The sequence below is a fragment of the Treponema berlinense genome, assembly GCF_052273165.1.
Classification (GTDB): Bacteria; Spirochaetota; Spirochaetia; order Treponematales; family Treponemataceae; genus Treponema_D; species Treponema_D berlinense_A.
This window is the reverse complement of the sequence record NZ_DAVZIU010000040.1, coordinates 1-6,826: the sequence shown is the minus strand read 5'-3', so window position 1 is coordinate 6,826 and position 6,826 is coordinate 1. Positions and strand designations below refer to the sequence as shown.

At 34.7% G+C, this 6,826-nt stretch carries 10 protein-coding genes; 9 read left to right on the top strand and 1 reads right to left on the bottom strand.

The window, feature by feature from the left end; translation table 11 throughout:
• The 6 genes from ACT6XC_RS09225 to ACT6XC_RS09200 all read left to right on the top strand — a co-directional run.
• Window positions 1–239: hypothetical protein (locus ACT6XC_RS09225; RefSeq protein ID WP_443741592.1), on the top strand; the 239-nt coding region annotated here is incomplete at its 5' end.
• Window positions 209–1,780, top strand: a complete 1,572-nt coding sequence (locus tag ACT6XC_RS09220) for an Eco57I restriction-modification methylase domain-containing protein (protein WP_443741591.1) — start codon at window positions 209–211, stop codon at window positions 1,778–1,780. The genes ACT6XC_RS09225 and ACT6XC_RS09220, both read left to right, overlap by 31 nt.
• A complete protein-coding gene (locus ACT6XC_RS09215) occupies window positions 1,752–2,717 on the top strand; it encodes a BsuBI/PstI family type II restriction endonuclease (protein ID WP_443741590.1) in 966 nt (321 codons plus the stop codon). Before ACT6XC_RS09220 ends, ACT6XC_RS09215 begins: the two co-directional genes overlap by 29 nt.
• 128 nt (window positions 2,718–2,845) lie before the next feature.
• Window positions 2,846–3,013, top strand: coding sequence for a hypothetical protein (locus ACT6XC_RS09210; RefSeq protein WP_443741589.1), 168 nt, complete (start codon window positions 2,846–2,848; stop codon window positions 3,011–3,013).
• Window positions 3,010–3,372: a hypothetical protein gene (locus ACT6XC_RS09205; protein ID WP_443741588.1), complete on the top strand. Its 363-nt coding sequence runs from the start codon at window positions 3,010–3,012 to the stop codon at window positions 3,370–3,372. Before ACT6XC_RS09210 ends, ACT6XC_RS09205 begins: the two co-directional genes overlap by 4 nt.
• A 30-nt stretch (window positions 3,373–3,402) precedes the next feature.
• Window positions 3,403–3,609 carry a hypothetical protein gene (locus ACT6XC_RS09200; RefSeq protein WP_443741587.1) on the top strand — a complete coding sequence of 69 codons (207 nt, stop codon included), beginning with the start codon at window positions 3,403–3,405 and terminating at the stop codon, window positions 3,607–3,609.
• Between the two features lie 238 nt (window positions 3,610–3,847).
• On the opposite strand, the gene ACT6XC_RS09195 is transcribed toward ACT6XC_RS09200, so the two are convergent.
• Window positions 3,848–5,200, bottom strand: a complete 1,353-nt coding sequence (locus tag ACT6XC_RS09195) for a glycoside hydrolase family 28 protein (protein ID WP_443741586.1) — start codon at window positions 5,198–5,200, stop codon at window positions 3,848–3,850.
• Between the two features lie 163 nt (window positions 5,201–5,363).
• Here ACT6XC_RS09195 and ACT6XC_RS09190 point away from each other — a divergent pair, with 163 nt between their 5' ends.
• The 3 genes from ACT6XC_RS09190 to ACT6XC_RS09180 are packed head-to-tail and all read left to right on the top strand — an operon-like array spanning window position 5,364 to window position 6,377.
• A complete protein-coding gene (locus ACT6XC_RS09190; RefSeq protein WP_443741585.1) occupies window positions 5,364–5,594 on the top strand; it encodes a CHASE2 domain-containing protein in 231 nt (76 codons plus the stop codon).
• A complete protein-coding gene (locus ACT6XC_RS09185; protein WP_443741584.1) occupies window positions 5,584–5,796 on the top strand; it encodes a hypothetical protein in 213 nt (70 codons plus the stop codon). The genes ACT6XC_RS09190 and ACT6XC_RS09185 overlap by 11 nt, the downstream gene beginning before the upstream one ends.
• Window positions 5,797–5,798: 2 nt before the next feature.
• Window positions 5,799–6,377 (top strand): hypothetical protein, encoded by a 579-nt coding sequence (locus tag ACT6XC_RS09180; protein WP_443741583.1) that lies wholly within the window; start codon window positions 5,799–5,801, stop codon window positions 6,375–6,377.
• The last annotated feature ends 449 nt before the right edge of the window (window positions 6,378–6,826 follow it).

Sequence of the window (6,826 nt, the reverse complement as noted above, 5' to 3'; positions counted from 1 at the left end):
TACTTAAAATTTACATTTTTTATTCTGTTTGTCAAGTTTTTTATATAAAAACTATACTAGAAGCAATCAATAAAAAGGAAAAATTATGGTATATAATCACAGTTAATCCAAAAGAGCTCAAAAAACATATAACTCTATTTTCGAGCGGACAAAACAACGTTATGCCTACGCCTGCTATGTGCAGGCGGATATTTGAAAAAGAATTTATATGGCAAAAAGAAGAAGCTTTAGTGTTATAGAAAAAATCAAAAAATATGCTATACTTGAATGTATGGGTGTGGTTTCAGAAATAATAGAAAAAGAAAGACTTTCTCACGCTGTAAAAACAACAGAATCACATAAAAAAGATTTTGGACAATACCTTACTCCCTACAATATTGCAAAATATATGTCTTCTTTGTTCCCAAAAACAAAAGAAGATTTAAATATTCTTGACCCAGGCGCAGGAATTGGAACATTATCGTGTGCCCTTTTGGAAAGAATAAAATCTGAAAAATGGAATAATTCAAAAGTAAATGTTACAACTTACGAATTTGATAAAACTGTCTTAAAAAGTTTAAAAGAAAATCTAGAAACAGAAGGTAAAGATTTCTCAAATTATTCCTACCAAATTTTCGGTGAAGACTTTCTTGAAAAAACATCATTTGAATATTCTTTTGGTACAAATGAACAATTCACTCATGTAATAATGAATCCTCCATACAAGAAGATTCTTACAAAATCAGCAGCGAGAGAATATACACGGGTTTTCGGTCTAGAAACTGTAAACTTGTATTCAGCTTTTGTTGGTGCTTCAATTGCACAATTAAAAGAAAAAGGATATTTAGTTGCAATTGTCCCCAGAAGTTTTTGCAACGGTTCTTATTATAAGCCATTTAGAGAATTCATTCTTAAAAATTGTTCAATAAAACATATTCACTTGTTTGAGTCCAGAAATAAAGCTTTTAAAGATGAATCAGTTCTTCAGGAAAACATAATTATAATGCTTCAAAAAGAAACTGAACAAAGTAATGTTGATATTTCTTATTCATCAGACGCAGTTTTTTCCGACTTACAAACTGAAACTTTTGAATTCGGTTCAATTGTAAATCCATCTGATAAAGAAAAGTATTTAAATATCCCTCTACCGTCTCAGAAAAACAAAAGTGTTTATTTTGAAAACGGACATGATTTTATTTCTTTGAAAGAAACTGGTACAAATGTTTCAACAGGAACAATTGTCGATTTCAGAACAAAAGATTACATCAGAAAAGAGCCTGAAGAAAACACAGTTCCTTTGCTTTATCCTGTTCATTTCAGGCATTTCAGAACTGACTGGCCAAAAGAATCAAAAAAGCCAAATGCGATTTTAATTGCAGATAAAACAGCACCTATGTTTGCACCAGCTGGTTTTTATGTTGTTGTAAAAAGATTTTCCACGAAGGAAGAACAGAAAAGAATCGTTGCTTCTTTGATTTCAGCAGAAGATATTAATACACCGGCTTTTGCTTTCGAAAACCATTTGAACGTTTTCCATGAAAATAAGAAAGGATTGCCCAAAGATATTGCCTACGGTTTGACTGTTTGGCTTAACACGACCTTTTTAGATGAACAGTTCAGACTTTTCAGCGGACATACACAGGTGAACGCAACAGATTTAAGAAATCTCCCCTATCCAACAAAGCCTCAGTTGGTAGAAATGGGAAAACAATTGGAAAAATATAAAGTTTGGAATCAACAGCTTTTTGATTTCATTGCAATGGAGTCAATCAATGAAAAACGTAGAGCAGTTAATTTCTGAGAAAGTTACACAGGCAATCGATATTTTAACAAGATTCGGTATGCCAAATGCACAATTAAACGATAGGACTGCTTATTGTCTGCTTGCTATTGTAAATATTACGCCAGAAAAGAAATGGCAAAATGCTGAAAAACCGTTAATTGGAATTACACCGATGATGGATTTTACAAAAATCAATTACCGCAAAGAATACGCTCCAAATTCAAGAGAAACATTCAGACGGTTTAGCACACATCAATTAGTTCAAGCTGGAATTGTTCTCTATAATCCTGATGACCCGTCAAGACCTGTAAACAGTCCAAAAGCAGTTTATCAGATTTCTCCTGCTGCTTTTGACGTAATCAAAAAATATGAAACAAAAGATTTTGACAAGGCTTTGGAAGAATTCAAGAAGAATCAGAAAACACTTTCAGAACGATATTCCCACGAAAGAGAAATGAATATGGTTTCTGTAAAAATCAGAGATGAACATTCAATTCAAATTTCTCCTGGCAAACACAGTGAACTTATAAAACAAATCATAGAAGAAATGGCTCCAAGATTTCTGCCAGGGTGCGAGTTAGTTTATATTGGTGATACTGGCGAAAAATGGGGTTATTACGACCAAGAAATTGCTGGAAATTTGCTTTTCAATGTTCAAGAACATGGAAAAATGCCTGATGTAATTTTATATGTAAAAGAAAAAAATTGGCTTGTTCTTGTCGAATCTGTTACATCTCATGGCCCCGTAGACAGTAAAAGATACATAGAACTTGAAGAATTATTTTCTTCAGTAAATGCAGATAAGGTTTATATTTCAGCATTTCCGGACAAAAGCACATTTGTACGCTTCGCTCATGATATTGCTTGGGAAACAGAATCTTGGATTGCAGATAATCCTGACCATATGATTCATTTCAATAGAGATAAATTTTTGGGACCACATAAAAAGGCATAACTCAGTTTTCGAGCGGATAAAACAACGTTATGCGAATGCCTGCTAGGAGCAGGCACAGTTTTAAATATTTTTTATAAATTAGCGTAAAAACTTAATATCCAAATCCAATAATAAGGTAAGAGGAAAAAATGAAAAAAATATTTTTAATTTTACTTTTAACTATTTCAGTTCATATAAAAGACAAGGAACCTCGTTTATTAACAACGAAAGAAAAAAACAAAGTTAATAAAATTGTAGATTACTTCATTAAACACAATCTTTCAAAATTTGCAATTAACGGAGGAAAATTGAAATGAAACAACAGAATAAGGAACAAATTTTAGATGTCGATTTGGGAACTCTTGATGAGTTTTACGAAGAATGTGATGGAGAGCCTTATTTTGTACATATGAACTGGCATTATGATATTGCTTGGGGAGAAGAAGACGGTTGGGATGTTTATATTCTTCCAGAAGAAGAATACGCAACTAACCGCAAATGGTACGAAACATCTCCTAAAGAACATTTCAAGGATTTATGCGACTTGGTATTCAATTTAAAATTAAAAGATGACGGTCGCACTTTAGCTGAATACATTTGCGATTATCAAAAGATTCCTCGATATGCAGTTCCTATTCCACCAAAGTTTATCAATAATCCCAAACGAAAACATTAGCACAAAAAAAATGACATGGAGGTCAGTAAAATGAAACAGTTATTTAAAACTACAGGAAATGATGTACTTGATTTTAGTCGTTATTTTAACGGAAACAATGAACCGCCTTTATTCCGTAAACAGTGTATTGATTTAAGGAATAAACTTTTTATTCATGTTGATGAGCCGGGACTTTTGGTTTTAAGCAACAATTTGAAGCGGAAAAACTCCCGCCATGATATATATAAAATGTTGTAATTTCTGACAGAAAACTGGGGAATTATTCTTTACAAGTTACATGAAGAAAAGTTGAAAAAATAATTCAAAAGCGATTTTGTCGAATGAAAGGTTGACTGAAATTTGCGTTAGCGATGTGGAAGGCGCGCAGCGTTCTGAAGCGAAGCGGAAGAATGAAGCGAAAGCGGAACCTGTAACGTAGCGACCACAATTTTTGCTTTGCAAAAATTGTGGGAACGCCCGTAAAAATTAAGAAAAACTACCTGAAGATGAACGGCTCTTTCGGACCTGAAACTTTAACGTTTTTGAATACTGCATCAGGAGCATTCAGAATTCGGAAAGATTTTTCTGTTATTTCAGGAAGCCCGAAGAACATATCACTTTGCATAGGTGAAGCTTCGTTTTTTTCGTCTGTAGAAAACTCGCAGTCTTGAATCAATAGGTTTTCGACAGGAACTTCCGGAAGACAGGCAATCAATCCTGCACTTGCACGGCAGTTTTGGGCTTTTACGCCGATAATTGAAACATTTTTTAATGTCGGTGTTTCTTTTGTTACAGGCTGTTTTTCGAGACTGAAAAGAGGAGATGAAGGATCGTATTCTCCGCACGAATAGAACATATTTATTGAAAGAGGGCAGAGCGTGTTGTTCATTGAAATATTTTTGAGATGAATGCCCTCGAGTGCTCCTCCGCGGCCACGGCGGCTTTTGATGCGGATTCCGCGGTCTGTGCTGTCTAAATCGCAGTCTTCTGCCGTAACGTTGAAAATTCCTGCCGCAGTTTCGCTTCCGACAACGAGACCTCCGTGTGCAAAACGAACTGTGCAATTTTTGATTAGAACATTTTTTGTCGGAACATTGCATCTGATTCCGTCAGGACCTGAGCCTGATTTAAGACAGATTCCGTCGTCGCCGACTGAAACAAAACAATTAAGGATTTTTACATTCTGGCAAGAGTCAATATCAATTCCGTCGGTGTTTGGTGCTTCGTAGGGATTTTCGATATAAAGATCTTTTAAAGTAAGATTATTTACATAAAGCGGGTGAACTGTCCAAAACGGAGAATTGATAATTTTTATACCTTCGATTGTGACATTTTCGCAATTTGAGAATTCAACAAAACTTGGGCGCAGAAACTGGCTTTCTCTTCCACCGCCGCCGCCCGGCTGATTTTTGTGGTCGGGGTTCATTGAAGCAAGAAGTTTTTCGTATGGTTCGACAGGTTCCATTTGGTCATTTCGTTTGGCGTGTGCTAAAGCCCACCACGGTTCTCCGTTGCCATTTAAAGTTCCTTTTCCTGTGATTGAAACATTTTTTGTGTTGCGTGAAAAAATCAGCGGATGCATTGCAAAACATTCAACACCTTCCCATCTGGTATAAACAGGTGGATAGCATGTCGGTTCTGTTACAAAGGAAAGTTCACATCCTTCTTCCAAAAAAAGAGTTGTGTTTGAAGGAATATCAATCGGTCCTGTAAGATAATTTCCTTTTTTAAGGGTTAATTTTCCGCCGCCGTTTCTTGAAATTTCCATAAAAGCCATTGCAAAAGCGTTTACGTTGTTAAAAACTCCATCGTTTTTGCCACCAAAATCTTCCAAAAAAAATTCTTTCATAAAAGCTCCTGTAAAAAATATTTTTAAATTTGTATTTTGTTTAATTCATTGTAATAAAAATTATATTTAATTTCTTTTAAAATCCATTACTGAATTTGCATAATAAAAACTGAAGCCTTATTATGAAAAAGGAAGTGTTCATGAAAAAAAGTACAAAACATTTTTGATTTATTCTTTATTGGTTTCGTTTGTTTTTTTGTCAATTTTGAGTTTTGCAGGGATTTTTACTTCACTTGAAAACAAACTTTACGACTGGAGAATGAAAAGTTCTTCAAAAAAATTCGCTGTAAGTGATGATTTTTGTTATATTGGAATTGATCAGGATTCCATAAACAGCGCAAACAGAGAAAAAAAATGGGGCTGGCCGTGGCCGAGAAGTTCTTATGCGCTATAAGGATTTTTCAAAATATGCAGGTTACAGGGCTTGGGATATTTTAAAATCGGCTGAAAATCACAAAAAAGGTTTGCCGAGCGATTTTGTGCCTTCTGACTTTGAAAATTGCACCGTTTTTTTTATGTTTTATGCACCTGGTCTTTATGATATCTGTTCGACTCCGATGTCTAAGAATTATCCAGGGGGAGTGGAGTTCATATAACTTTGCTTGATAATTATTTGACAGATGATTTTGTAAAAAAAGTTCCTGTTGCTTTTGATTTGATTTACTCGCTGATTTTTGCATTTCTTGGCGGAATTCTTGTTTTTCTTGTTGAAAACAGAACAAAACATTTTAAGATTTTGTATTTTGTTCTGATTGTCGTTTTTGGACAGTTTATAAATCTTTTAATTACACGCTCATTTTTTGATTCAAATTATTATATTAATTCAATTTTAATGTGTTCAAAAAATACAAAAGATGAAGCGCAAAAAAGCGGAAGCAGTTTGTATTTCCGTGAACTTGCGCGCGTTAAGGTTGTTGGAAAAAATAATGCAATTACAGTTTTTGAGCCTGTTGTGCGGGAAGAATACGAAGCGCAGAAAGAAAAATATTCAACTTTTGAAAAAGCTTTGAATTGTTTTTATAAAGCGGATTTCGATGAAGCTCAAAAACTTTTTGAATCAATAAAAAAAACTGACGGAGTTTCAGAAAAATACATTCAAAAATGCGAAGAAATGAAAAATCTTGGCGAAGAAGAACTTAAAAATTTTAACGGCGTCTGGGTTGCAAAAAACAAATAAAATTTATAAAAAAGTGCGGCAAGTTCTTCTTGAAAATGAAAAACAATTAGAATTCAAATTGCATTAAGATTATAAATGTGATCGACCGCCTTTCCGATTACATCTTATCGGAAGAATGTCATAATTTTTCCAATTATTAGAAATTTCTACTTTCTATTTTGTCTGTACATTACTACAGATCCTTTTCCCTCAACTTATCGGGGCGTTGCGGGGTGTCCCCGCAGAGGGGATAGGGCGCAACGCAGTGCGGCCGCAAGGGGAGTCTTCCCCTTTTTGTGTTTACGGTCTTAATCCCATTCCGCCTTCAAGGGTGATTGTTTCTCCGCTCATGTATTTAAAGTCCGGAGAGGCGAGCTGTACGCAAACACGGCCGATTTCTTTTTCTACATCGCCAAAATGTCCCATTGGCGGAGTTTTTACGTTTGCTTTGAATGCGTCCGGATATGCTT

Coding starts and splice junctions, on each gene's coding strand:
- ACT6XC_RS09195 (WP_443741586.1), bottom strand. CDS start 5,200: ATGAAAGAATTTTTTTTGGAAGATTTTGGTGGCAAAAACGATGGAGTT.
- ACT6XC_RS09185 (WP_443741584.1), top strand. CDS start 5,584: ATGCGCTATAAGGATTTTTCAAAATATGCAGGTTACAGGGCTTGGGAT.
- ACT6XC_RS09205 (WP_443741588.1), top strand. CDS start 3,010: ATGAAACAACAGAATAAGGAACAAATTTTAGATGTCGATTTGGGAACT.
- ACT6XC_RS09220 (WP_443741591.1), top strand. CDS start 209: ATGGCAAAAAGAAGAAGCTTTAGTGTTATAGAAAAAATCAAAAAATAT.
- ACT6XC_RS09210 (WP_443741589.1), top strand. CDS start 2,846: ATGAAAAAAATATTTTTAATTTTACTTTTAACTATTTCAGTTCATATA.
- ACT6XC_RS09200 (WP_443741587.1), top strand. CDS start 3,403: ATGAAACAGTTATTTAAAACTACAGGAAATGATGTACTTGATTTTAGT.
- ACT6XC_RS09215 (WP_443741590.1), top strand. CDS start 1,752: ATGAAAAACGTAGAGCAGTTAATTTCTGAGAAAGTTACACAGGCAATC.